This is a genomic window from Tenacibaculum sp. ZH5_bin.1 (assembly GCF_042865525.1).
Classification (GTDB): domain Bacteria; phylum Bacteroidota; class Bacteroidia; order Flavobacteriales; family Flavobacteriaceae; genus Polaribacter; species Polaribacter mesophilus.
Window position 1 is genome coordinate 17682 of record NZ_JBEGIO010000002.1, and the last position, 21474, is coordinate 39155.

The 21474-nt window shown below is 31.1% G+C and carries 20 protein-coding genes and 1 riboswitch; of the genes, 9 read left to right on the top strand and 11 right to left on the bottom strand.

Annotated elements, in window-relative coordinates:
* Window positions 1–12 precede the first annotated feature (12 nt).
* Window positions 13–645 (bottom strand): 7-carboxy-7-deazaguanine synthase QueE, encoded by a 633-nt coding sequence (locus ABHQ57_RS08115; protein ID WP_167713981.1) that lies wholly within the window; start codon window positions 643–645, stop codon window positions 13–15.
* An 86-nt stretch (window positions 646–731) separates the two neighbouring features.
* On the opposite strand from ABHQ57_RS08115, the gene ABHQ57_RS08120 reads away from it, so the two are divergent.
* The 3 genes from ABHQ57_RS08120 (at window position 732) to ABHQ57_RS08130 (ending at window position 3459) form a co-directional block, all read left to right on the top strand.
* Complete coding sequence (locus tag ABHQ57_RS08120) at window positions 732–2252, top strand: helicase HerA-like domain-containing protein (protein WP_159490833.1); 1521 nt, start codon at window positions 732–734, stop codon at window positions 2250–2252.
* Between the two features lie 41 nt (window positions 2253–2293).
* Window positions 2294–2854 carry a hypothetical protein gene (locus tag ABHQ57_RS08125; RefSeq protein ID WP_047789409.1) on the top strand — a complete coding sequence of 187 codons (561 nt, stop codon included), beginning with the start codon at window positions 2294–2296 and terminating at the stop codon, window positions 2852–2854.
* Between the two features lie 65 nt (window positions 2855–2919).
* Complete coding sequence (locus tag ABHQ57_RS08130; RefSeq protein ID WP_047789410.1) at window positions 2920–3459, top strand: hypothetical protein; 540 nt, start codon at window positions 2920–2922, stop codon at window positions 3457–3459.
* Between the two features lie 555 nt (window positions 3460–4014).
* On the opposite strand, the gene ABHQ57_RS08135 is transcribed toward ABHQ57_RS08130, so the two are convergent.
* The 9 genes from ABHQ57_RS08135 to ABHQ57_RS08175 all read right to left on the bottom strand — a co-directional run bounded on the left by ABHQ57_RS08135 (window position 4015) and on the right by ABHQ57_RS08175 (window position 11540).
* Window positions 4015–4983 (bottom strand): hypothetical protein, encoded by a 969-nt coding sequence (locus ABHQ57_RS08135; protein WP_167713980.1) that lies wholly within the window; start codon window positions 4981–4983, stop codon window positions 4015–4017.
* A gap of 52 nt (window positions 4984–5035) precedes the next feature.
* Window positions 5036–5437, bottom strand: a complete 402-nt coding sequence (locus tag ABHQ57_RS08140; RefSeq protein WP_167713979.1) for a hypothetical protein — start codon at window positions 5435–5437, stop codon at window positions 5036–5038.
* Window positions 5438–5647: 210 nt separating this feature from the next.
* Entirely contained in the window at window positions 5648–6112 is a 465-nt protein-coding gene (locus ABHQ57_RS08145) for a hypothetical protein (protein WP_159490839.1), read from the bottom strand.
* A gap of 100 nt (window positions 6113–6212) precedes the next feature.
* A complete protein-coding gene (locus ABHQ57_RS08150; RefSeq protein ID WP_047789415.1) occupies window positions 6213–6584 on the bottom strand; it encodes a hypothetical protein in 372 nt (123 codons plus the stop codon).
* Between the two features lie 44 nt (window positions 6585–6628).
* A complete protein-coding gene (locus ABHQ57_RS08155; RefSeq protein WP_167713978.1) occupies window positions 6629–8089 on the bottom strand; it encodes a potassium/proton antiporter in 1461 nt (486 codons plus the stop codon).
* A gap of 168 nt (window positions 8090–8257) precedes the next feature.
* On the bottom strand, window positions 8258–8764 hold the full coding sequence (locus tag ABHQ57_RS08160; RefSeq protein ID WP_231128419.1) for a nuclear transport factor 2 family protein: 507 nt from the start codon (window positions 8762–8764) through the stop codon (window positions 8258–8260).
* A gap of 19 nt (window positions 8765–8783) precedes the next feature.
* Window positions 8784–10757, bottom strand: a complete 1974-nt coding sequence (locus ABHQ57_RS08165) for a PspC domain-containing protein (RefSeq protein WP_167713977.1) — start codon at window positions 10755–10757, stop codon at window positions 8784–8786.
* The gene (locus ABHQ57_RS08170) at window positions 10750–11094 is read right to left on the bottom strand and encodes a PadR family transcriptional regulator (RefSeq protein WP_047789417.1); all 345 of its coding nucleotides are present in this window, start codon (window positions 11092–11094) and stop codon (window positions 10750–10752) included. Before ABHQ57_RS08170 ends, ABHQ57_RS08165 begins: the two co-directional genes overlap by 8 nt.
* A gap of 17 nt (window positions 11095–11111) precedes the next feature.
* Entirely contained in the window at window positions 11112–11540 is a 429-nt protein-coding gene (locus ABHQ57_RS08175; protein WP_389863233.1) for a DUF4870 domain-containing protein, read from the bottom strand.
* Window positions 11541–11694: 154 nt separating this feature from the next.
* Here ABHQ57_RS08175 and ABHQ57_RS08180 point away from each other — a divergent pair, with 154 nt between their 5' ends.
* The 3 genes from ABHQ57_RS08180 to ABHQ57_RS08190 are packed head-to-tail and all read left to right on the top strand — an operon-like array spanning window position 11695 to window position 13850.
* The gene (locus ABHQ57_RS08180; protein WP_167714299.1) at window positions 11695–12150 is read left to right on the top strand and encodes a DUF4442 domain-containing protein; all 456 of its coding nucleotides are present in this window, start codon (window positions 11695–11697) and stop codon (window positions 12148–12150) included.
* Window positions 12151–12157: 7 nt separating this feature from the next.
* Window positions 12158–13015, top strand: a complete 858-nt coding sequence (gene blaOXA / locus ABHQ57_RS08185) for a class D beta-lactamase (RefSeq protein ID WP_167713976.1) — start codon at window positions 12158–12160, stop codon at window positions 13013–13015.
* 34 nt (window positions 13016–13049) lie between these two features.
* A complete protein-coding gene (locus tag ABHQ57_RS08190; protein WP_167713975.1) occupies window positions 13050–13850 on the top strand; it encodes a TIGR00266 family protein in 801 nt (266 codons plus the stop codon).
* Between the two features lie 64 nt (window positions 13851–13914).
* Here the strand turns inward: ABHQ57_RS08190 and ABHQ57_RS08195 are convergent, their stop codons facing one another.
* Window positions 13915–15309 (bottom strand): TlpA disulfide reductase family protein, encoded by a 1395-nt coding sequence (locus ABHQ57_RS08195; RefSeq protein WP_167713974.1) that lies wholly within the window; start codon window positions 15307–15309, stop codon window positions 13915–13917.
* Between the two features lie 169 nt (window positions 15310–15478).
* Between ABHQ57_RS08195 and hutH the strand changes: the two genes are divergently transcribed.
* The 3 genes from hutH (at window position 15479) to metH (ending at window position 21433) form a co-directional block, all read left to right on the top strand.
* Entirely contained in the window at window positions 15479–16984 is a 1506-nt protein-coding gene (hutH, locus tag ABHQ57_RS08200; protein WP_167713973.1) for a histidine ammonia-lyase, read from the top strand.
* 598 nt (window positions 16985–17582) lie between these two features.
* A riboswitch (SAM riboswitch) is annotated at window positions 17583–17687 on the top strand.
* Between the two features lie 50 nt (window positions 17688–17737).
* On the top strand, window positions 17738–18754 hold the full coding sequence (locus tag ABHQ57_RS08205) for a homocysteine S-methyltransferase family protein (protein WP_047789458.1): 1017 nt from the start codon (window positions 17738–17740) through the stop codon (window positions 18752–18754).
* Between the two features lie 3 nt (window positions 18755–18757).
* The gene (gene metH / locus ABHQ57_RS08210) at window positions 18758–21433 is read left to right on the top strand and encodes a methionine synthase (protein ID WP_167713972.1); all 2676 of its coding nucleotides are present in this window, start codon (window positions 18758–18760) and stop codon (window positions 21431–21433) included.
* The last annotated feature ends 41 nt before the right edge of the window (window positions 21434–21474 follow it).

A 21474-nucleotide genomic window follows, 5' to 3' on the forward strand; every position in this document is an offset into this window, starting at 1 on the left:
TGCTTTTTTTGTTTATGGTATATTTAAATACTTGTGTGTTTGTAAGGAAATTTTCCATTGAGGATGCTCCATCACATAATCAATAATTAGAGGAGTCATTTTTTCCTTTTTACTCCATTCAGGTTGTAAAAATAATTTACATTTTTTACCAACTTTAGCAGCCTGTTCCTCAGCAAACTGAAAATCATTTTTATTATGAATAATCATTTTCAACTCATCTGCTTCTTGATAAGCACGTTCTAAAGGTAATTTTGTTTTTTTAGGCGATAAACAAAACCAATCCCAAACCCCAGAAAAGTCATACGCTCCAGAAGTTTCAATATGTGTTTTAATACCTTTTTCTTGAAGTTGCCCTGTAATATAGTCTAAACTCCACATTAAAGGCTCTCCACCTGTAATTACCACAGTTTCGGCATATTTCTTTGCATTTTCAACAATAATATCCGTTTTTGTAGGCGGATGTAAATTAGCATCCCAGCTTTCTTTTACATCACACCAATGGCAACCTACATCGCAACCACCAATACGAATAAAATAAGCAGCAGTACCAGTGTGTGCCCCTTCTCCCTGAATCGTGTAAAATTCTTCCATTAACGGAAGCATTTCTCCTGTATTAATTAACTCTTGTACTTCTTTTTTCAACATAAGAGTGCAAAGATAGGCAACATTAAAAATTAATGAATGATTTTTGTTACTTTTACGTGTTTTTATCACAAAAAAGGTCATAAATAATGAGTAAAACCGAAGAGTTTTTCAATTACATCAAAGAGGGCTATACAACAAAAGGAGAGTTTATTACGCTAGGAGCAGGAATGTTAGGAGAAGAAACTGTAACAAACGCTCATGTAAATATTCCTTTAAAAACATTAAACCGTCACGGATTAATAGCTGGAGCAACAGGAACAGGAAAAACAAAAACCTTACAAGTGCTGGCAGAAAACATGTCAGAAAAAGGAATACCTGTATTGTTAATGGATGTAAAAGGAGACTTAAGTGGATTAGCACAACCAAGCCCAGGGCATGCTAAGATTGATGAACGCCATGAAAAAATCGGAATACCATTTACTCCAACAAAATATCCAATAGAAATTTTATCAATTTCAGAACAAAACGGAGTTCGTTTACGTGCTACAGTTTCTGAATTTGGACCTGTTTTATTATCACGTATTTTAGATTTGACTGAAACACAATCTGGAATTGTAGCGATTATTTTTAAATATTGTGATGATAACCAATTACCGTTATTAGACTTAAAAGATTTCAAGAAAATCCTTCAATACATAACCAATGAAGGAAAAGAAGAGATTAAAAAAGAATACGGACGAATTTCTACCGCAAGTACTGGGGCTATTCTTAGAAAAATTGTTGAAATTGAGCAACAAGGAGGTGATTTATTCTTCGGAGAAAAATCATTTGATGTTGACGATTTAACTCGTATTGATGAAAACGGACGTGGCGTTATTTCTGTATTACGCTTGACAGATATTCAAGATAGACCAAAGTTGTTTTCAACCTTTATGCTACAGTTACTAGCTGAGGTATATGAAACTTTTCCAGAACAAGGAGATAGTGGTCGACCAGAATTGGTGATTTTTATAGATGAAGCCCATTTAGTATTTGATGAAGCTTCAAAAGCGTTATTAAGTCAAATAGAAAGCATCGTAAAATTAATTCGATCTAAAGGAATAGGATTATACTTTGTAACACAAAACCCAAAAGATGTTCCGGAAGACGTATTAGCACAGTTAGGAATGAAGATTCAACATGCCTTACGTGCCTTTACAGCAAAAGATAGAAAAGCAATTAAATTAGCCGCAGAAAACTATCCAGATTCTGAATATTACGATACTAAAGAAGTATTAACACAGTTGGGAATAGGAGAGGCGTTGATTTCTGTATTAAATGAAAAAGGAATTCCAACACCATTGGCACGAACCATGTTACGTGCACCTATGAGTAGAATGGATGTATTAACAGATAAGGAAATTAAACAAGTTTTAGATAATTCAAGATTAATCCCGAAATACAACGATACTATTGATAGGGAGAGTGCTTACGAAATGCTAAACGAGAAGATAGAAAAAGTCAACAAAGAAAAAACTGAAGAAGCACGCAAAGAGGAGGAAGAAAAAACAAGAAGAAAATCTTCAACACGTAGTAGAAGCACACGTATGAACCCAATAGTAAAGGTATTAACCAGTGCTACCTTTATAAGAGCAGCCTTTGGAATTTTGAAAAAAGTAATAAAATAAGAAATACAAGAAATAGACGTTTTAAATATAAAAGAAGACAAATGAGAACATTTATGAAACCTTTAGTTATCGCAGTAATATCAGTACTATTTATCCAGTGTGGTAATAGCAAATTTGATATTGCTAAAGGAAAAGTAGGAAAGTTAACAACGAAAACAACTGTTAACGAAATAGAAAACGTATTTAAGCAAGACTCAGTAGTTAAAGTATTAAGTGAAGGGGCTAAAGGAAATAATCTTTTTCAAGAAGATGATAAGTATTTAGTATATGAAAAAGGAGGAAAGCATTTACTAACAATTACTCCAAAAGAACAATTAGACTCTACGTCAACAATTAAGAGTATTGAGATTTTTGATGATCGTTTTAAAACAAAATCAGGAGTAAATATAAAATCTACTTTTCAAGAAATTAATGCAAATACTAAGGTAAGTAAAGTAGAGTCATCATTTTCATCAGCAACCTTATTTATTGATGATTTAAACGCAACAATAACGATTGATAATGAAGATTTAGGTTTAAAAGAATTTAGTACTCAAAAAGTAACCAAAGAACAAATTCCAGATTTAGCCAAAATTAAATCATTTACTATTTGGTTTAACTAAAATATTTGAAGCCGAAACATATGTTTCGGCTTTTTAATTAATAACAGCTATGTAATTTTTAAAAGATGGAAGTAATAAAAATAGCATTTTTTGTATTGGGAGTTTTCTTTGGAGAAAACAGTAGGATAGGAGCGGAGAAAACAACCGTTACCATAAACCCAAATAAGCAAACAATAACCATAGTTCAAGAAAACATATTTGCACTTATAGCGAATGAAGCAGATAGTATGCAAGTTAGTACAGAGCTAGAAAAGGTGATAGCAAGAAATTGGAGAAAAGAAATAGAAACCTATCCATCAAAATCATGTACTTTTTATGTTACTGATAAAGGGGATTTAAACGCAAAAATTATACTGAAGTATCCTTCTGAAAATGTATTAAGAGATTTTGCTTTAGATTTTAATAAAGAAGCTAAAGAATTCTCTTTAATTAATATCCCTGATTGGAATGTTGAAACAGAAGATGGAGCATTAAAAGGAAATTATTGGCGATTTAGTGCAGACGACAGCTTTACTTTTGTTGTTACTCCTTTTAAAAACATGCCAGATAGGTTTAAAGAATTTAAAAGGAATCTTGCGCCAATTTGGGAAGCTGAAAAAGAGTAAATGAAACATTGCATAATTACAAAGCTACAGTATTTTTTTTATTACTTCTCCTCTCCTTACTCTGGAGATGGACAATTCAATTTTTAATAAGTAATCAATCATAGTTTTATAGCTAACACTAATAACTTTAGAGTTTATAAAAAAATATTTATAGAAAAAACCTTTTAATTTTCAAGAGAATAAATGTTGAGTGTTCTGTTTTTTAAATAGCTGACTTAACTTTAATAGAGTCACCGATAGAAAATCATTTTTACTAACTTCTACAGGGGTACTTTAAGTAAATGTTGAAGTTGTGATTAATTAAAAAGAAAGGAATAGGGTTTTATATTTCATATAGCTCATATAATGGTTAATATACAATAATGTTGATATAAAGAGGCTTTTACTCAATAGTTATTATTTCCATCTTTATAAAAAATACGAGTCTTACTAAATATATTATGTTTAGTTAGTATAACTTTAAGTTTTTTTGTTAATGGGTAATAGTTAATCGTTTCCATGTGATTAGTAATGATCAATCTAGGAGAATTTAAAAATTTCAGAAGAACTGTTTCATTAATTGTGTTTTTTAATACCAAGCACTAGTGGTTTCGAGTCTTTGTCTAACAAAAATAAAGAAAGGTTTATAAATGAAAATGCTATATTAATAAGCGAGAAAAAAGTTTGATATGTATTTATGTAATTTAAATTATCAACTTTATATGTTATTACAATTAAAGAGGCTAAACTTATAATATAAACTATAAAACATAAAAAATAGTTCAAGAAAGAAAAAGTAGTGTTTTTTAATCTCATGTAAACCAGTTTTAAATACCACATAATAATTAAAAGACTAGTAAAACCAAGAATAATTGATTGCCAAAACATGTTTCGATTAAGGAAATTAAGAGTATTGTTATTACTAGCGATACCAAAAAGAGTAATAAAAAGTATAGACAAGACAAAAATGATAATAAGTAAAAAACCTAATTGATTAATAAATTGAAAGATGGTTAATCTTCCTTTATTGTAAACATCTTTTACATAGTGTTTTGTCCCTTTTAGAATCGAAAGAATGAATATGGAACTTACTCCTAAAAGTATATAAATCCCCATATTAAATAGATGATAATTTTTTACTTCATTATTTATTTCTACTCCTAATAAATTAGAAAGTGTTCCTGTGCTAGTAGTTGTTTTTAAGAAAGTAACATCAAAAAAAAGAAAGATAAATATTCCGGTTAGTACACCTACCCATACTTTAGAATTAAGGTCTTTAACTCTTTTAATTGCTAGAATAATAGAACTGTAAAAAAGTATAAAGTTAATAGGCAAATAAGGGATAGTAAATGGCTGTATAATTTGATATGTAGCTAATTTTTGAACTCCTTTATGGCTTATAAATGCTGTGATACTAATATTTGTGATAAAATTAATAACTAGAGAGAAGGCTAAAATGAATAAAATTATTATTCCAAATAAAAATTCTTTTTTATTAATCGTTTCTCTTGGGTCAAAGAGTAGTTTTATTATTTTGTAGTTCATAGCTTTTTATAGGTGTATTAATTAAACAAGTTGTGGTTTGTTAAAGTAAAAATTAAATGTTTTGTGTATTAACTAGGTTGTTTTCATGCTTCTCATTTAATTCTAAGTAATTATCTTTTCCAAAAGAAATATAGTATAAAGGATATAGAATAATAATTCCTGCAAGAATTAAAAAAAAGAGACTTTTTGAAAACATAAATAAAGCAACAAGTAACATCATAATTGTTCTTATAATTCCCTCGTATTTAAAACTGTTAAGAGTTAAGGTGATGGTTTTATCATCGGTAACATTTATATTTATTTTTTGACTACCACACCAAGACGCTTTGGCATAGATTTCATATCTGCCGTTTTCTACTACATATTCTTTGTTTTCTTTTTTTATTAAACCTAGTTCTTTTTCATTAGCATAAATTTTAGCACCAACAGTGCTTTCAATTTTAATTTTTCCCATATTCACTTATTTAATGTTGTTTGTATAATAGAAAGAACGAAGAAACTTTTTTGGTAATCACTTTATTCTTTTTGTATTTACATAGCAGTTAATTTATAACTATAATTTTTGTCGAAAATATTCATAAAAAAAATGTTAGGCAAGTATAAAAAGAGTTTAATAAAAATCTAAGCCTTAAGTAATTCTAAGGCTTAGATTATATATTAAAGCTTATTGTTTTTTTAAACTACTATTAATTAGAAGAGCCCATTTATTTGCCACTAGTAATTCGTTGCTAATTAACAGGTCTTTTTTTTCATCATAAATAATAATTGAAGTAGTTTCATTATCTTTTATAAAATTCAGCTTTATTAATTCAATTGTTCTATCGTTTATGCTTCGTGTTTTTTTAATAACAATACATTCTTCAATTGTTTGTAGATTTATGACTTCTTTTTGTGTGTTTTCTTCAGATTGTTTAAAATAGAAAAGATAGTTTTTAGATTTGTCAATTCCTAAAACAAAATCATTACAAAATTCATATTCTTCTATATTACAGTTATATTCTAGAGAAATATTATTTAGTATTTGAAGTTTTTTCTTCTTTTTTGTTAATTGTTTTTTACGTACAAGTATAAAAGGAACTATACATATAACTAATAGTACAGCACCAATGATTATGGTTCCTAAATCCATTTATTTTTAATTAAATTGGGTTTTACTCTTAATTAATTATTAGTTAAGAGTATATTTTTTATGATAAAATTGATTAGTTGAATATTAAAGTTCAAAAAAATCACCAATGGTAATGAAAAGGAAATATTAAATCAGATTTTCTATAGTTTACTATAGTATTTCTTGATAAAGAAATGTATTGAATATATTTTCTGTTGAAAAATAATTCAACAGATTTAAAATTGATGCCTGCTTCTGAGAATGTGTTTTTTACATTAGTAGAAGGAAGGTTGTTAAAGTGATTGGTAAGATTTTCTGATTCTGTAGTGTGCTGTAACCCCTTAGAAGAAAGCTTTTGTTTATATTCTTTAAGAGCAGAATTAGGTTTGCGTAACTTATTAGAAAAAGATTGCTCTTCTTGAGTATACCCAATAGCGGTAAAATATACCGTTGTAATAAAAAGTAGACTTAGAAATTTCAAAACCTTATTCATACTGCAAAGTTACTTTATTAAATAATACTAAAACTCATAAAAAGTTAATTTTTAAGACTTTTATTAACTTCTTTAAAAACACTTTTTTTATCAGCAAGAACAATTAAAATATCAGCATTATTTATTGTAGTTGAACCATTAGGAGTAATATAGTTACCATCTCTTTTTATCATGGCTATAATAGCGTTTTTAGGAAAGTTTAATTCAACAATTTTTTTATTTGCCGATTTGCATGATTCTGTAATTATAATTTCTTGCATTAAAGCTTTCGGGTTTTCTTCTAACAACATATCTGTGGCACTTAATTTTTTTGTTTCTTCAGGCAAAGCAACGTTTAACCATTTTGCAACAATACTAAGTGTTGTACCTTGTATTATAATAGAAGTAACTGATATAAAAAATACGATATTAAAAATAATATTAGCTTTATCTATACCAGCTAAAAGAGGGTAGGTAGCAAATACTATAGGAACGGCCCCACGTAGGCCAACCCATGAAATATAAAAACGCCTCCTTAATTTCATTTTAAAAAAAAGTAAACTAATAAAAACTCCTACAGGTCGAGCAATAAAAATTAAGAAGAGTGAAATAATAAGTCCAATACCAATATAAGGAACAATTTGTGAAGGAAAAACAAGTAGTCCTAAGGTTAAGAACAGTACTATTTGCATTAACCAAGCTAATCCATCAAACATTTTTAAAATAGTCTTTTTATGAATTAAGTTTTGGTTTCCTAAATAAACAGCACAAATATAAATAGCTAAAAAGCCATTACCACCTATAAAATCAGTGAAAGAAAAAGTAATAAACATAAGTGCAATAACCAAAACAGGATACAACCCTTCAAAATCAAGTTTTATTGAGTTTATTATTTTTTTGCTAAGCACACCAAACAAAAAACCAGCAATAGCACCAAATATCATTTGCTGTAAAAATAAAGGTATTATAGAGGTTAAGCTTTGATCTTGATGAATAACTAGTGTTAAAAAAGCTATAGTTAATACGTAAGCCATGGGGTCGTTACTACCACTTTCTAGCTCCAAAGTAGGGCGCAAGTTTTCTCTTAATGCTAAGTTTTTAGAGCGTAAAATAGAGAATACAGCTGCAGCATCGGTAGAAGAAACAATAGCACCTAATAATAAGCTTTCATATATCGTAAAGTTGGTAACATTCCAAACAAATAGTCCTAAGGAAACAGCGGTAAGCAATACTCCTAAAGTAGAAAGTGCTAACCCTTCTTTAAGTATAGGTTTAACAGCTTTCCAATTTGTATCTAAACCACCAGAAAATAGAATAAAATTTAAAGAAACAATTCCTATAAATTGTGCGGCTTTTGGGTCGTCAAAAATAATACCTCCAATACCATCAGAGCCTGCAAGCATTCCGATACTTAAAAAAAGGAGTAGAGTAGGAACTCCAAATTTATAAGATGTTTTTCCTACAATAATACTTATTAAAAGTAATAAAGACCCTATTAATAAAATGTTCTCAATGGTTAAATTCATACAAGGAATGTTTTAAACAAAGATATAGGTTTTAGTATTTTAATAAGTGAGATTCATGCAAAGAAAAAGCCAAAGCTGTACAGCTTTGACTTAACTAATAAAACCAAGTATTAGTTTCATCGGAGTTAGCTAACCAATGAACTAATGTTGTTAGTGTCAACTATATTTTTAATGCAGGCTAATAATTTTTGTCATTAACCACTTTTCATGTTCTTTTCTCCAGATAGCAATAAACTTGCTAGGAATAGATTTAGCGTTAGGTTCTCTATTATTAAAAAACTTATGATAACCTATTTGAACGGCTCCATACTTATTAATAGGGTATACTTCAATGCTACCCTTTATCAAGGTACGAGTAACCTTACCGCAAATATTTTTTTTAGTGGCAGCTATGATTTCATTTTTAGAGGTAGATAAACCACCCTTGTCATGAAAGAATTCAATATCATCACTTAAAATACCTGCTTGTGTTTTCATGTCACAAGTATTATAAGCGTTAAAGAATATACTATCCATTTTTACAATTTGATTGTGTAGATCAATATCAACAGGTTTGTAGTTAGGAATTTCTTGTACTTGTCCATTCATTACCCATGAAAGTAAGAGTGTGTATAGAAGTGTAACTATTTTCATAAAAAAGTTACCCTTAAAGAAGAAGTCAAATAAATCATTCATAGTTTTTCAGTTTATGCATTTACCAAGTTTTAAAGCTTAAAGCTCCTTCTTCATTATACAGTCTACGGAATCCTTTTGATATAGTATCTAATGTACCGTTTGAAATTTTAATACTACCTACATATCCGTCGTTACAATCAATTCCTAAAACTAGATTATCAATTGTTTTATCATTATTAAATTTAGCGCTAACAATATCAATATCTATATTTTTACGATCTTTAAACCAATTGATTAATTTGTTAAGTTCACTTTCAGTAGTTTTCTTTGAGATAATAAATTCAGCTTTTGTATTATTAATTGTGCTGTCAAATAAGAAGCTTACCTCATCATTGTTATCAGAATCCCAATCGTCAGAATCTTCATTATTAATATCTTCTTCATCACAATCTAAACAGTTAAAGCCTTTAGAAGTCATTTTAAAATGATGGTTGGCCATATCACGGTCGTATACATTTTGGACGTTTTTTACATCATCTAAAAAGTTACGAGACGAACCTTCAAAGTATATAGTTGTTCCTTCAGGAATGTATAAAACAGCATCAATTTCTTCATCTTTCCACATGTTCTTGTATTCGCTAATAAAAAAGGCATCAAAAACAATAGTGTTGTTAGCTGTTTTAAAGTTGTATTGAATGGCTTCTGCATTAATGTTGGCATCATTTCGCTTTCTTCCTTCAGAAGTTTTCTTTATTTCTATATAAGCATTACCAGTTTCACTCTTACGGACATCGATATTTATATCATTAGAGTATTTCATTTCTTTATCATTTACATGAACAGATACTGAATTATCTCTATTACGCAAACTATGTTGATAGTAAATATTATCATCGTTTACTACTCGTATTTTTAAAGGCTCTTCTTGATTGTAGGTAATACTATGTTTTGAAACATGTGCACCATCGTAAGCATGTGTGGTAAAATATTCAATACCAGAGAATCCGATTGCTAATAAAGATACTAACCAAAGCCCGAATAATGTTAAAACTGTTGCAATACCAAGTCTTTTAACATTAGGAGATAAAATTCGTAATCCTAAAATAAATAGGACAGCAAAAGGAATTCCTATTAAGAAAAATACAAATGTCATCAATAACCATTTAGGCATAGCCGAATCATAAAAGAAAGGAGGGTAGTGAATCATGTCTCCATCAAAATTTAAGATTTCTAAGCTTCCTACAGAAAATAAGGTTAGTAGCAATGAAATGATTGTAATACCAGCGATAAATATTAATAAAACGCCCATGAATTTACCAAACACTTTGAATACGGCTAGTAAAATTTTACCCATAGTGTCTATGAAATCCTGAAAACCAGATTTAGTTTGGTTACGTAGTTTTTGATAATCAGCATTTGAAATTTTATCCGATAAATCATGGGCGCCTTCCTTTACCTTTGAAGAAAGGTTTTCAAACTCATTACGAATTTTTTTTTCAATATTGTCAATATTTACAGCTTCACCCTCCATCTGTAACTTTTCTGAAGTAGTTTTAGCTTCTGGAAGGATAACCCATAAAATGATATATCCTATAATTCCAAAACCAAATCCTGCTAATGTTAAAATAAGGAAAGCTAAACGAATCCAAACCACATCGATATTAAAATAATGCCCAAGTCCAGAACATACTCCTCCTAGAAACTTGTCATCACCATCTCTAAACATTTTTTTGTTAGAAGTATTTCTCTTATAGTTGAAAGAAGTATTTTCGCTATACCCTTCTTCAGCTTCCGCATAGTCTTCAGGTTGCCCCATGATAGCAATAATTTCTTCAATATCACTTTCATTTACTACTTGACGAGCATCGGTAATTCTTTCAGATAGTAACTCACTAATACGAGCTTCTATGTCTGCAATAATTTCATTTTTTCCTTGCGGATCATCGCTTAACGAACGAGCGATGGCATCTAAGTATCGTTTTAATTTCTGATAGGCAGTTTCATCTATGTGGAAGAAAAATCCGCCCAGGTTTATATTTATTGTCTTATTCATCTTTAGTTGATTTTGTACTTGTTACTTGGTTTACTGCGTTTACTAAATTATGCCATGTTTTGTCTAATTCTTTCAAGAACATTCCGCCATTTTCTGTGAGTACGTAATATTTTCTTGGAGGTCCAGAGGTTGATTCTTCCCATCTGTAACTTAATAATCCTGCATTTTTTAAGCGGGTAAGTAACGGATATATGGTTCCTTCAACCACAATCATTTCAGCACTTTTAAGATTTGAGAGTATTTCAGAGGTGTATGCATCTCCTTTTTGTAAAATAGATAAGATACAGTACTCTAAAACTCCCTTACGCATTTGTGCTTTTGTGTTTTCTATCTTCATGTAATGCGGTTTATGGGTTATTTTATAAATTTTATTGTAAGTGGATATTTATACATTTCACCTTTATTAGCTTTCATGGCTGCTATAATTATCAGCGCTACTTTAATAAGAGCGACAATACTTACAACAGAAGCGAATCCAAAAATACCAAACAATCCTCCGTGTCCATGGTATCCACCAAAGTCGATATCTATACCATCAAATCCGTTGAAAATTCTTCCGAAGAAAAAAGGAATAAAAGAAAGGCCTAGTATAAAAATGTATAAACTATAACTGATGTTAAAATTAACGGCCTCTTTACCATGTTCATCTAAAAAAGGACTTCTCTCTTTTAAGGTTTGCCATAATATAAGCGGGGTGATAATACTTCCTAAAGGAAATAAATACCCTGCAAAAGCAGAAATATGTATTAAAAAAGCATTGGTATTTTGGTTGTTGTATTGCATAGTGAAATGATTTATATAATACTTTACAATGCAAATATATATCTTTTAAAAGGTATTATGCAATACATAGTACTAAAAATTAACAAAATTTAACATTTAAATGAAGCGATATAATTAAATAAAAAGCTGTACATTGCCTGTAAATACTGAAAAAATGAAGTTTACACCAAGAAAAGTTAATGCCTTTTTATTATTTAAGTTACCCTCAGCTTTTTTTACTGGAGTGCGATTAAAGTCGCTTACTAACGACAGAGCAGAGGTTAAAGTTACCCACAAATGGGTAAATCAAAATCCATTTAAATCAATGTTTTGGGCAGTACAAGGAATGGCATCAGAATTATCTACAGGTATTTTGGTAATGAAAGAAATAGATGCTTCGAATAAAAAAATTTCTATGCTGGTTACTAATATGAATGGAACTTTTACTAAAAAGGCTACAGGGAAAATTCGTTTTGAATGTAACGATGGTAGATTAATAAGAGAAACTATACAAAAAGCAATAGATACAGGTGAAGGGCAAACAATAACTGTTACTTCAGAAGGTTTTAATGAAGAAGGTGTTTCTGTTTCAAAATTTGAATATGAATGGAGTTTAAAGGTTAAAAATTAGTTTTGTGGTGAGGTTTAATTATATTTTTATAATTATAGTACTGCTATTTTCTTGTAAGAGTGAAGAAAAGAGTAAAAAAGAGAAAGTTGAAACAAAGTTTTTAGTTAATAATCAGTTTCAAGAAATACTTGATAAGGCAGAATTAGAAGGAGCTATACTAGTTTATGATTTGTATAAAGATGTGCATTATTCTAATAATTTTGATTGGTGTAAAGTTGGAAATTTACCAGCGTCAACATTTAAAATTCCGAATTCTATCATTGCTTTAGAAGCTGGAGTCGTAAAAAATGATAGCGCAATCTTTAAATGGAATGGAGAATCTAGGTATCTAAAGATTTGGGAGCAAGATTTAACGTTTAAAGAAGCTTTTCACTACTCTTGTGTTCCATGTTACCAAGAGGTAGCTAGAAAAATTGGAGTTGAAAGAATGAAATCCAGTTTAGCAAAGTTAAATTTTGGTTCAATGGATGTAAATGAAATGACTTTAGATAATTTTTGGTTAGAAGGTAAATCTAAGATTAATCAATTTCAGCAAATAGACTTTTTAAAACGATTACATAATTCAGAGTTACTTATTAGTGAGCGTACCGATAGTATCATGAAAAATATGATGATAATGTATAAAAGCAATCAGTATGTACTGAGAGGTAAAACAGGTTGGTCAGTAAGAGGTGAAGAAAATAATGGTTGGTTTGTAGGCTATGTTTTAGTTAAAAAAAATGCTTATTTCTTTGCTACAAATGTAGTTCCAAAAAAGAATTTTGATATGAAGTTTTTTAGTAGAGAAAGAAAAGAAGTGACTTTTAAGGCTTTAAAAGTGTTAAAAGTATTAAGCGAAAATGAATCTTTTGTAACAAAACAGTAAAAAACTCTTCTTATAAATATAAAAACAAAAAATTATGAATGCACACGAAATAGATTATCGCATTTTTGGAGAAGAAATGCAGTATGTAGAAATAGAATTAGATCCGCAAGAAGGAGTAGTTGCCGAAAGTGGTAGTTTTATGATGATGGATGCCGATGTGAAAATGAACACAATTTTTGGAGACGGTTCAAATCAAGAAAAAGGATTGTTAGGGAAAATTTTTTCTGCTGGAAAACGAATCTTAACAGGTGAAAGCCTGTTTATGACGGTTTTTACCAATGATGGTCAAGGAAAAAAACAAGTTTCTTTTGCTTCTCCTTATCCAGGAAAAATAATTCCAATTGATTTAACAGAATTTGGAGGGAAGTTTATTTGTCAAAAAGATGCTTTTTTATGTGCAGCTAAAGGGGTATCTATCGGAATTGAGTTTTCAAAACGCTTAGGAAGAGGGTTGTTTGGAGGAGAAGGATTTATTATGCAAAAAATGGAAGGCGATGGTATAGGTTTTGTGCATGCAGGTGGTACAATGGCAAAAAAGGTATTGCAACCTGGTGAAGTTTTAAAAGTAGATACAGGCTGTATTGTTGGTTTTACTCAAGACGTTGATTATGATGTTGAATTTGTAGGAGGTATAAAGAATACCATTTTTGGTGGAGAAGGATTGTTTTTTGCAAAGTTGAGAGGCCCTGGAACTGTATATATCCAATCATTACCATTTAGTAGGTTAGCAGGTAGAGTGTTGGCTATGGCTTCACAAACTGGAAAAGGTGATAGAGGAGAAGGAAGTGTTTTAGGAGGTTTAGGAGATATTTTAGATGGAGATAATAGGTTTTAGAAATATAAGTAAATAAAAAAGACCGCTAATTTTTATTAGCGGTCTTTTTTATTTTATTGGTAAATTAGATACCTAATTCTTCAAACATATTGATTAAACGTTCTCCTTCTGATGGTGCAGGAGCGTTTGGACTTACAATATTTCCGTCAGGGTCGATTAAGATAAATCTCGGTAAACCTTTAATTAAGAAGTTTTGAGCCCATTCTAAATTTAAGTGACTATCTCCAGCCATTAGCTGTATACCAGTCATCTCCCTATCTTGAATGGTTTCTTTCCATTTTTCATCATTACCTTTAGCATCAACATTAATGCTTACAAACTCAATATTTTTACCATGGTACTCTTGCTCTAATCGCTTTAATAAAGGAATTTCTCTTTTACAATAAGCACACCAAGTAGCCCAAACATCAATGTATAAGTACTTTCCGTGGCCTAATAAATCATCTAAAGAAGTTGTGCCACCATCATAATTTACATAGTCTTTAAACTTAGGAGCAGGTTGGCCTTTTGCTGTTGTTTTTAAAAGATTGTAGTCTTTAGTAATCTCTTTTTTATGTGTTTCATTTGTAGAATACGCCATAAATTTTCTGTAGAATTCTTTTAAATCACTAGCATATGTAATACTATTTTGAGCACTATTATATAACAAATCGTTTTTAGCGATTGAGTCAGTAACCTCAGTTTGTACAGTTTCTAGATAAGTTAAATAATAATCATCACCTTCTTTATTATTTTCTCGAGCTAAATTTTTTAACTCGGTCTCTAACATCACTCTATAGAAGTATGAAATTGTATAATCGTTACCATTATAGTTGAAATTCTCTAATGGATCAGGAAAATTTTCAGAAACGGTAAAGTCTTTATTTCCTGTTAATGTTCTGTGATAATCTTGATAATTATAAAGGTTTCTTAAACATTCATAGTCAATATTTTTGACTTCCTTTTTTAAGAAATCAGCAGGCAATTGTTTAGAAATAGATGCTTCAGTTACAGCATCTTTATATTCATTAGTTTTTGCTAAAAACTCACCTTCTTCTAAGGCAAAATATTGATTAGCACTAACAAGTATTTCAGGCCAAGTTTTTTGTTTTTCATGAAGATAGCTATTTATTTTTTTGTTAGCACCTTCAAAATTAATAAAATCTGGGTTGTCGTAATCAAATACAATACCTGTATCATCTGTCTTTGTTAAATATAAGTTGATAGCTTTAATAGGCTTTGTATTGTAAACCAAGGTATAATAGCCTTCTCTATCAATTTTAAGAGTATCAACAAAAGAACCAGTCTTTCTGTCAAATTTTATTTTCTTTTCAAATTGAAAACCATTCAAGGTAACAGTTCTTTTTTTAAGGTTATCAATTTTACCAGTTAAAACCAAGTAGTCTTTAACAGGTTTTTCTTCCTTTTTACATGAAATTATGGTAACTCCTATGAGGGCTAAAAGTACTAGTTTTTTCATTCTTTAATGTTTAGTGAGAATAACGGTGTTTAAGCCGCCGAAGTTAGTTTTTTTAACTTTTTTATCAAAGAAATTAACATTTTATTTAAACTTAGTTCTATTTTTTATAAAAAATCAGCTTGAAGTTTTCTCTTTTTTTTGGTTATTTGTACACCATAAAAATATTAAAATGAATACTACACATATAATAAATTCCCAACCACTTGGTTTAGAAGATATTCATAGTATTGTATTACTAGATAAAAAACTTTCTTTATCAGAAGAATCAAAAGAAAAGATATTAAAATGTCGTGCTTACCTTGATGAGAAAATGAAAACTCATAACGATCCTATTTATGGAATTAACACAGGATTTGGTTCGTTATGTAACGTCAAAATTAATGGAGATAATTTACAACAACTTCAAGAAAACTTAGTAATGAGTCATGCTTGTGGAACTGGAGATGAAGTTCCTCAAAAAATTGTAAAGTTAATGTTGTTGCTTAAAATACAATCATTAAGTTATGGTCATTCTGGTGTACAGTTGGCCACTGTTGAGCGTTTGATTGAGTTTTATAATAAAGACATTTTACCTGTTGTATATACACAAGGTTCGTTAGGAGCATCTGGTGATTTAGCACCATTAGCACATCTTTCTTTACCATTGATAGGATTGGGAGAAGTGTATGTTGAAGGAGAACGAGTTTCAGGAGATGTTTTAAAAGAAAAATTTGGTTGGAAGAAAATTAATTTACAGTCTAAAGAAGGATTAGCATTGTTAAATGGAACTCAATTTATGAGTGCATATGGTGTATATAATTTATTAAAGGCTTATAAACTTTCTTATTTAGCAGATGTTATTGGTGCAATTTCTTTAGAAGCTTTTGATGGAAGAATTGAGCCTTTTAATGAGTTGATTCATTTAGTGCGCCCACATAACGGACAGTTAGCTACAGCTAAACGTATTAAAGAAGTATTAGAAGGAAGTGAATTAATCAAGCAACCAAAAGAGCACGTACAAGATCCTTATTCTTTTAGATGTATGCCACAAGTTCATGGTGCAACAAAAGACACGTTAGAGTTTGTAAAGAAAACATTCATAACAGAAATAAATTCAGTAACAGATAACCCAAACATATTTGTTGATGAAGATATTATTGTTTCAGGAGGAAACTTCCATGGCCAGCCACTAGCCCTAGCTTTAGATTATTTAGCAATTGCTGTTGCAGAATTAGGAAATATTTCTGAAAGAAGAACCTATCAATTAGTTTCTGGTTTAAGAGGGCTACCTGACTTTTTGGTATCGAACCCAGGTTTAAATAGTGGGTTTATGATTCCACAATATACAGCTGCAAGTATTGTGAGTGCAAATAAACAATTTTGTACTCCTTCTAGTGTAGATTCTATTGTGTCTAGTAATGGACAAGAAGATCATGTAAGCATGGGAGCCAATGCAGCTGTGAAAGCAAAAAAAGTAGTAGATAATGTATGTTCTGTACTAGCAATAGAGTTAATGAATGCTTCTCAAGGACTTTCTTTTAGAGAAGAGAATACTTCTGAGTTTTTATCTTCTTTTGTAGGAATGTTTAGAGAAGATGTACCTTTAGTAAATGATGACAGAGTACTACATAATGATATTAAGAAAGCAGAAAACTTCATTAATGATTTAATTATTGAAGTAGAAGAACTGTTTTAAGACAACTATAGAGATTAGTGAAAAAGCTCAAATTGTTTTTACAATTTGAGCTTTTTAGTTTTTCAACGTTTATATGAAACGATGATAAATATTAACTAGAATAATAAGATATTAATATTTATTTATGTTAGCACTCTGTTAGAGTAGGAGTTTTTTTGAATTAAAATACTTTTAATAATTACCTCTATGGCTATATAGCAAACATCTTTTACAAAAGTATATTGATTAATGTGTTGTAATGCATGTAAATAGCCTGAATAAAAAGTAATTAAAGCTCCCATTCAGATAATGATAGTGAAAAACAAGGATTTGTTATTTGGAAATGGATGGAGGAGTTATACTTACTCGAATAGCTTGTTTAGAAAATATTGTAATTAGACAGTTTATATCTAATCAATCAAAAACAATGAGATAATATGGAAAATTAGCCATTATTATTTGTGGTCCATAAGGCTATAAATTTCAACTTAAAATGTTAAAAAAGATAGAGATATCTATAAGCTAGAAAAAATATTTAAATATCTACTTAATAAAAGTATTCATTTTTTTTAGTAACTAAAAATAATACTATAACTTTGTCCCGTTCATTAACGTATTGATGTTATCAAGAAAGGTGGAGGGAATAGACCCTTTGAAACCTTAGCAACCCTTTGTGCAAACAAAGAAGGTGCTACATTCTACTGCTTCGACAGAGAGATAACGAAAAGAATTTTACTTCCTCTTTTCCTGATAACAGTACACTAAATATCAGGAATGTCAAACATTTATCAAGAAATACAAAAACGAATCCTTGTGCTCGATGGCGCTATGGGAACCATGCTTCAGGAATATAAATTTACTGAAGAAGATTTTCGTGGAGAACGTTTTAAAGACTACCCAACACCGTTGCAAGGAAACAATGATTTGTTGTCCATTACGCAACCCGAAGCCGTAAAAGAAGTACATAGAAAATACTTTGCGGCAGGAGCAGACATTGTAGAAACCAACACCTTTTCAGGAACTACCATTGCCATGGCAGACTACCAAATGGAAGAGTTGGTATACGAGTTAAATTACGAGTCTGCTAGAATAGCCAAAGAGGTGGCCGATGAATTTACAGCGAAAGAACCACATAAACCTCGTTTTGTAGCAGGTTCTATCGGGCCTACCAACCGTACCGCAAGTATGTCACCTGATGTAAACGATCCGGGATACAGAGCAGTTACTTTCGAAGAGTTACGTATTGCCTACAAGCAACAAGTAGAAGCCTTAATTGATGGTGGTTCAGATATTTTGTTGGTAGAAACCGTATTTGATACCCTAAATGCCAAAGCAGCTTTATTTGCCATTGAAGAGGTAAAAGCTGAGCGTAATATAGAAGTACCTATCATGGTTTCTGGAACCATTACCGATGCTTCAGGTAGAACCTTGTCGGGACAAACAGCCGAGGCGTTTTTAATTTCCATCTCTCATATTCCGTTGTTATCCGTAGGTTTTAATTGTGCTTTAGGGGCTAATTTATTACAACCACACTTAGAAGCGATTGCTTCTAAAACAGAGTTTGCCATTTCTGCACATCCAAATGCCGGATTACCGAATGCCTTTGGAGAGTATGACGAAACTCCAGAAGAAACAGCGGAGCAAATAGAAGAATATTTAAAGAAAAACTTAATCAACATTATAGGAGGATGCTGTGGTACCACGCCAAAACATATTTCAGCTATCGCAGCAATAGCAGCGAAATACAAACCACGAAAAGCTGAATTTGTTGCAGCAGGACAAAATAGTTAGTAGATGAGTGAGGAAAGAAGATACATGAAATTATCGGGGTTAGAACCGTTAATTATAACACCCGAAAGTAATTTTATCAATGTAGGTGAACGTACAAATGTAGCAGGGTCGCGTAAATTTCTTCGATTGATTAAAGAAGAAAAGTTCGACGAAGCCTTAGCGATTGCGCGTCATCAAGTGGATGGAGGAGCACAAATCATCGACATTAATATGGATGATGGTTTGATTGAAGGAAAAGAAGCAATGGTACGCTTTTTAAATTTAATAGCTTCTGAACCTGATATTGCCAGAGTTCCTATTATGATTGATAGTTCTAAATGGGAAATCATCGAAGCTGGATTACAGGTAGTACAAGGTAAATCGGTTGTAAACTCTATTTCTTTAAAAGAAGGTGAAGAAAAATTTATTTGGGAAGCAACTCAGATAAAACGATACGGAGCTGCGGTAATTATCATGGCTTTTGATGAAGTAGGACAAGCAGACACCTACGAACGAAGAATTGAAATTGCAGAGCGTTCGTATAATATATTAACCGAGATTGTCGGTTTTCCGCCAGAAGATATCATTTTCGATTTAAATATTTTTCCAGTGGCAACTGGAATGGAAGAACATCGAAAAAATGCGTTGGATTTTATTGAAGCTACCCGATGGGTACGTGAAAATTTACCGCATGTAAGTGTGAGTGGTGGAGTAAGTAACGTATCATTTTCTTTTAGAGGAAATAATGTCGTACGTGAAGCTATGCACTCGGTATTCCTATACTATGCTATCAAAGCAGGAATGAATATGGGAATTGTGAATCCGACGATGTTAGAAGTCTACGATGATATTCCGAAGGATTTATTAGAACATATTGAAGATGTTGTTTTAGATAGAAGAGACGATGCTACAGAACGTTTATTAGAATTTGCTGAAACGGTAAAAGGAACTAAAAAAGAAAGCAGTGAGCAAGTTTTAGAATGGAGAAGTTTACCACTACAAGACCGTATTACACATTCTTTAGTAAAAGGAATAGATGCTTTTATAGAAGAAGATGCTGAAGAAGCTCGTTTGAGTGTAGCAAAACCACTACATGTAATTGAAGGACATTTAATGACAGGGATGAATGTAGTAGGAGACTTGTTTGGTGCAGGAAAAATGTTTTTACCGCAAGTAGTAAAATCTGCCCGAGTAATGAAGAAAGCGGTAGCCTATTTGAATCCTTTTATTGAAGCAGAGAAAAGCGAGGAACAACAAGCTATCGGAAAGATATTGATGGCAACGGTAAAAGGAGATGTGCATGATATTGGTAAGAACATTGTATCCGTAGTATTAGGTTGTAACAATTACGAGATTGTCGATTTAGGGGTGATGGTTCCACCAGAAAAAATCATAGAAACTGCTAAAAAGGAGAACGTAGATGCTATTGGTTTAAGCGGATTGATAACACCTTCGTTGGATGAAATGGTGTATTTAGCCAAAGAAATGGAACGTCAAAATTTGGAAATTCCCTTATTGATTGGTGGAGCAACAACCTCGAAAGCGCATACTGCTGTAAAAATTGATACGCAGTATAAAAATGCAGTGGTACACGTAAATGATGCGTCAAGAGCAGTAACAGTAGTAGGAGATTTATTGAATAAAGAAACCTCAAACGAGTATGTTGCCAAGTTGAAGAAAGATTACGAAGAGTTTCGAGATAAATTCTTAAAACGAGGAAAACAGAAGCACTACATACCAATTGAGGAAGCTAGAGAGCGAAAATTCAGAATAGATTGGGAGACTACTAACATTACTAAACCAAAAGAATTAGGAGTACAAAAGCTAGAGCAAGTAAGTTTAAAAGATTTGGTACCATATTTTGATTGGAGTCCGTTTTTCCGCTCATGGGATTTACATGGAAAGTTTCCTGATATTTTAGAAGATGAAGTAGTAGGAGTAGAGGCAACCAATTTGTTTGCAGATGCTCAAAAGATGTTGCAACAAATCATAGAAAAACAAGCATTAAAGCCCAAAGCTATTTTTGGTTTGTTTGAGGCAAACTCTATTAACGACGACGATATTTCAGTTCAAAAGAAAGGAAAGGAAGTCGCAGTATTTAGAACCTTGCGTCAGCAATTAAAAAAACGTGAAGGAAAACCAAGTTTTGCTTTAGCAGATTTTATTGCGCCCAAAGAAACAGATAAAACGGATTATATAGGAGCTTTCTGTACCGCCATTTTTGGCGCTGATGAATTGGCATTACAATACAAAGAAAATCACGACGATTACAATGCAATTATGGCACAAGCCATTGCTGATCGTTTTGCAGAAGCTTTTGCAGAATATTTGCATCATAGAGTAAGAACGAAACACTGGGGCTATGCATCCGAAGAAAACTTAACGAATGATGAATTGATAAAAGAAGCGTACAAAGGAATTCGTCCTGCACCTGGGTATCCTGCATGCCCAGATCATTTAGAAAAAGAAACGATTTGGCAGCTTTTACAGGTAGAAGAAAATATAGGGGTTAGTTTAACAGAAAGTTTAGCCATGTGGCCAGCAGCAGCAGTTTCAGGATATTATTTTGCCAATGAAGAAGCTAAGTACTTCGGTTTAGGTAAAATAACAGACGATCAGGTAAGGGATTTTGCAGAACGAAAAAATATACCCTTAGAAAAAGCCAGAAAATGGTTACATCCAAACATATCAGATAACTAATAATAACTTTAAAATAAACAAACAAAAGAGCGTATTTAATT

Excerpts from the sequence above, each read along its gene's own strand:
- ABHQ57_RS08115 (WP_167713981.1), bottom strand. The coding sequence starts at position 645 with ATGTTGAAAAAAGAAGTACAAGAGTTAATTAATACAGGAGAAATGCTT.
- ABHQ57_RS08120 (WP_159490833.1), top strand. The coding sequence starts at position 732 with ATGAGTAAAACCGAAGAGTTTTTCAATTACATCAAAGAGGGCTATACA.
- ABHQ57_RS08125 (WP_047789409.1), top strand. The coding sequence starts at position 2,294 with ATGAGAACATTTATGAAACCTTTAGTTATCGCAGTAATATCAGTACTA.
- ABHQ57_RS08130 (WP_047789410.1), top strand. The coding sequence starts at position 2,920 with ATGGAAGTAATAAAAATAGCATTTTTTGTATTGGGAGTTTTCTTTGGA.
- ABHQ57_RS08135 (WP_167713980.1), bottom strand. The coding sequence starts at position 4,983 with ATGAACTACAAAATAATAAAACTACTCTTTGACCCAAGAGAAACGATT.
- ABHQ57_RS08140 (WP_167713979.1), bottom strand. The coding sequence starts at position 5,437 with ATGGGAAAAATTAAAATTGAAAGCACTGTTGGTGCTAAAATTTATGCT.
- ABHQ57_RS08145 (WP_159490839.1), bottom strand. The coding sequence starts at position 6,112 with ATGGATTTAGGAACCATAATCATTGGTGCTGTACTATTAGTTATATGT.
- ABHQ57_RS08150 (WP_047789415.1), bottom strand. The coding sequence starts at position 6,584 with ATGAATAAGGTTTTGAAATTTCTAAGTCTACTTTTTATTACAACGGTA.
- ABHQ57_RS08155 (WP_167713978.1), bottom strand. The coding sequence starts at position 8,089 with ATGAATTTAACCATTGAGAACATTTTATTAATAGGGTCTTTATTACTT.
- ABHQ57_RS08160 (WP_231128419.1), bottom strand. The coding sequence starts at position 8,764 with ATGAATGATTTATTTGACTTCTTCTTTAAGGGTAACTTTTTTATGAAA.
- ABHQ57_RS08165 (WP_167713977.1), bottom strand. The coding sequence starts at position 10,757 with ATGAATAAGACAATAAATATAAACCTGGGCGGATTTTTCTTCCACATA.
- ABHQ57_RS08170 (WP_047789417.1), bottom strand. The coding sequence starts at position 11,094 with ATGAAGATAGAAAACACAAAAGCACAAATGCGTAAGGGAGTTTTAGAG.
- ABHQ57_RS08175 (WP_389863233.1), bottom strand. The coding sequence starts at position 11,540 with ATGCAATACAACAACCAAAATACCAATGCTTTTTTAATACATATTTCT.
- ABHQ57_RS08180 (WP_167714299.1), top strand. The coding sequence starts at position 11,695 with ATGAAGTTTACACCAAGAAAAGTTAATGCCTTTTTATTATTTAAGTTA.
- ABHQ57_RS08190 (WP_167713975.1), top strand. The coding sequence starts at position 13,050 with ATGAATGCACACGAAATAGATTATCGCATTTTTGGAGAAGAAATGCAG.
- ABHQ57_RS08195 (WP_167713974.1), bottom strand. The coding sequence starts at position 15,309 with ATGAAAAAACTAGTACTTTTAGCCCTCATAGGAGTTACCATAATTTCA.
- hutH (WP_167713973.1), top strand. The coding sequence starts at position 15,479 with ATGAATACTACACATATAATAAATTCCCAACCACTTGGTTTAGAAGAT.
- ABHQ57_RS08205 (WP_047789458.1), top strand. The coding sequence starts at position 17,738 with ATGTCAAACATTTATCAAGAAATACAAAAACGAATCCTTGTGCTCGAT.
- metH (WP_167713972.1), top strand. The coding sequence starts at position 18,758 with ATGAGTGAGGAAAGAAGATACATGAAATTATCGGGGTTAGAACCGTTA.